At 46.2% G+C, this 988-nt stretch carries 1 protein-coding gene; it reads left to right on the top strand.

Annotation, left to right across the window (positions count from 1 at the left end; genetic code table 11):
* The coding region (gene tuf / locus ACX5KA_RS09895; protein WP_458731017.1) for an elongation factor Tu at nt 1–972 on the top strand (972 nt) is incomplete at its 5' end.
* Nucleotides 973–988: the final 16 nt, after the last annotated feature.

The raw sequence follows: 988 nt of genomic DNA, 5'->3' as shown, positions 1-988 counted from the left end.
ACTCCTACTCGTCACTACGCGCACGTAGACTGCCCAGGACACGCTGATTACGTTAAAAACATGATCACTGGTGCTGCTCAGATGGACGGTGGTATCCTAGTAGTTGCTGCGACTGATGGCCCTATGCCACAGACTCGTGAGCACATCCTACTTGGTCGTCAGGTTGGTATTCCTTACATCATCGTATTCATGAACAAGTGTGACATGGTTGACGATGAAGAGCTTCTAGAGCTAGTAGAAATGGAAGTTCGTGAACTTCTAAACGAATACGAATTCCCAGGTGATGACCTACCAGTTATCCAAGGTTCAGCTCTTAAAGCGCTTGAAGGCGACCCAGAGTGGGAAAAGAAAATCATCGAGCTTGGTGAAGCGCTTGATTCATACATCCCAGAGCCAGAGCGTGCAATCGACAAGCCGTTCATTCTTCCAATTGAAGACGTATTCTCAATCTCAGGCCGTGGTACAGTTGTAACTGGTCGTGTTGAGCAAGGTATCATCAAGGTTGGTGAAGAAGTAGAAATCGTAGGTATCAAAGATACTACTAAGACTACTTGTACTGGTGTTGAGATGTTCCGTAAGCTTCTTGACGAAGGCCGTGCAGGTGAGAACGTTGGTGTTCTTCTACGTGGTACTAAGCGTGATGAAGTTGAACGTGGTCAAGTACTAGCTAAGCCTGGTTCAATCACTCCACACGTTAACTTCGAAGCAGAAGTATACGTACTATCTAAAGATGAAGGTGGCCGTCATACTCCATTCTTCAAAGGCTACCGTCCACAGTTCTACTTCCGTACAACTGACGTAACTGGTGCTGTAGAGCTTCCAGAAGGCGTAGAAATGGTAATGCCTGGTGACAACCTTAAATTCAAAGTTGAGCTAATTGCTCCGATCGCGATGGAAGAAGGTCTTCGTTTCGCAATCCGTGAAGGTGGTCGTACAGTAGGTGCTGGTGTTGTATCTAAGATCCTAGACTAATCTAGACTTAGCAACA

Source organism: Alteromonas alvinellae, assembly GCF_902705805.1.
Note: the sequence above shows the minus strand (reverse complement) of the source record. Positions and strands in the feature narration are given on the sequence as shown.